Consider the following 1,985-nt stretch of genomic DNA (forward strand, 5'->3'; position numbering starts at 1 on the left):
CGAGCACCAGCGGGGCATCGGCCGGATCGCCGAAGATGAGCTCCGCGATCGACGTGCTGAACACAGCCGAGCCGACGCAGAACACGATCGCCGGGACGACGCTGCCGAGCGTCGTGCGACGGAGAAATGTGCGCAACTGACCGGAGGCCCGATACGCTTCGACGTACCGCCCGAAACTCCCCGGCAGTCCGAACACGGCCAGCGGCGCGGCGAGCATGAGGAAGCTGAACGCGAGATCCCACTCTCCCAGTTGATCGACGTCGAGCGAACGGCAAAAGATGATCCCGCGCACGAACCCGACGAGTCGCTGCACGACCGTCAGCGCAAGGAGGATGATCACTCCCTCGGCCAACGAATCGGCGCGGATCGAACCGACAGGGGCCGATTTTGCCGACGGTACGGATTTTGACGACGCGGACATCCGGCGACTCCGACACGTTCACGAGCCGGGCCGCAAGGCGCAGTTCCGGCTGCGCAAGTGTAGGTCGCGAATTGTGCCGGATTCTCGAACGAGCCGAGCCGCATCCGTAGCGTCCTCGTGTGCCACTGGCTTCGCCCATAAGTATCGACACAAGTGTGCTATCGTCTCGGCGGGGGTTGGGCGGTGGGTTGGAGGATGAGTTGGGCGAGGGTTTTGAGTTCGTCGAGGTCGTAGAGTTCGAGCGTGCGAAGCATGGCTAGTAGGGTCCAGAGTCCGGCCAGCAGCGCGGGCTTGGTGTGCTTCACGCCGTACTTCATTTGTCGGCCGGAGAGGCGGATCAAGAGCTTGCGGGCTTGGTCGGCCTGCGGATGCGCGCTGCGATCGAGTCGCCAGACGACGACGCAAGCCGCCGCCGCGACTAAGAGTCGTCGCGCGGTCGCCGCGGCCGATTCTTGTTGCCACCGTTCGACTTCGAGCCCGGCGCTTTTGAGCAGCTTGAAGAAGCTCTCCACGCCCCAACGCCAATAGTACCACAACGCGATCGTCGCGGCGTCGACCTCGGCCTCGACGTTGGTCAATAAGTACCACACGGCAAGCGGCTTGCCGGCGAGATCGCGGACCTCGGAGATCACGAGCCGCAAGTCGAGCGGCGGGCCGGGCACGCGGCGTCGATCGCCTGAGTTCGGCCGATTGCGCTGACCGGCGCGGGTCAGTCGCACGGCCCGTTCGACGACGAACTGCCGCGCGTCGCGGCCGTGATACGTCACCTCGCGCGAGAACGTGAGTGCTTCGGCGGCTCGGGCTTCGGCGAGCAGTTGCGAGGCCTTCAGCTCGCGACCGGCGTATTCGACCAAGCGATCGTCGGCCCGGACGAGATAGCGGCGCCCTTCGCGCGCGCTCCACTCGCGATAATGGGCCACGCTGTCGGCTTCGGCGTCGACGATGTGAACCACGGGCTTGCCGAGCTTGAGCCGTTCGACGTAGGTCATCGCCGGATCGAGCTCGTCGAGCGGCGAGAGCGGCGGGCGAACGTCGCCGCACCGCGAGCAGTGCACGCCGTCGGCCGCCCGCAGGCTCAAGACGGCCGGCGCCAACGGCGTGCCCGAGCGATCGTCGAGCAGCAGCGACGCCTGCAGTTCGTAGCCTTCGAGCGCATGAGGATTGGAGAGCGGCAGTCGATCCCGCTTCGCGTGCTGCTTGCGATACTGCAGTTCCGACCAATCGAGCACGTCGAGCACGAACCGGTCGCAAGCCTGCGGCACGTCGCGTCGCGCACACTCCAGCAAAGGCTCGACCAAGGCTCGGAGCGTGACCCGCTCGTTGTTCAGAAAACGAGAGGCGGCCTGCGCAGCCGCCGCGCTCGAAGCGACGTCGGGCAACGCATGCAAGCCCGCCGCCACCCGCTGCACCACGTTCGCTTGCGACTCCACCAACGTCACGTAACGCTCCCGCAACCGGGCTTCCAACGGAGGTTCAGGTACATACCCCGATTCTACCCGACTCGAATAGCGGCAATGCCGGCGAACTTGTGTAGATACCTATGGGCAGGATGCCAGTGGCACAC

General features: G+C 65.7%; 2 protein-coding genes. Both read right to left on the reverse strand.

Features of this window, described 5'->3' with window-relative positions:
• The coding region (locus tag K8U03_08405) for an oligosaccharide flippase family protein (protein ID MCE9604907.1) at positions 1 to 421 on the reverse strand (421 nt) is incomplete at its 3' end.
• Positions 422 to 579: 158 nt separating this feature from the next.
• Entirely contained in the window at positions 580 to 1,875 is a 1,296-nt protein-coding gene (locus K8U03_08410) for a transposase (GenBank protein ID MCE9604908.1), read from the reverse strand.
• Positions 1,876 to 1,985: the final 110 nt, after the last annotated feature.

The sequence above is a fragment of the Planctomycetia bacterium genome, assembly GCA_021413845.1.
GTDB lineage: Bacteria > Planctomycetota > Planctomycetia > Pirellulales > PNKZ01 > PNKZ01.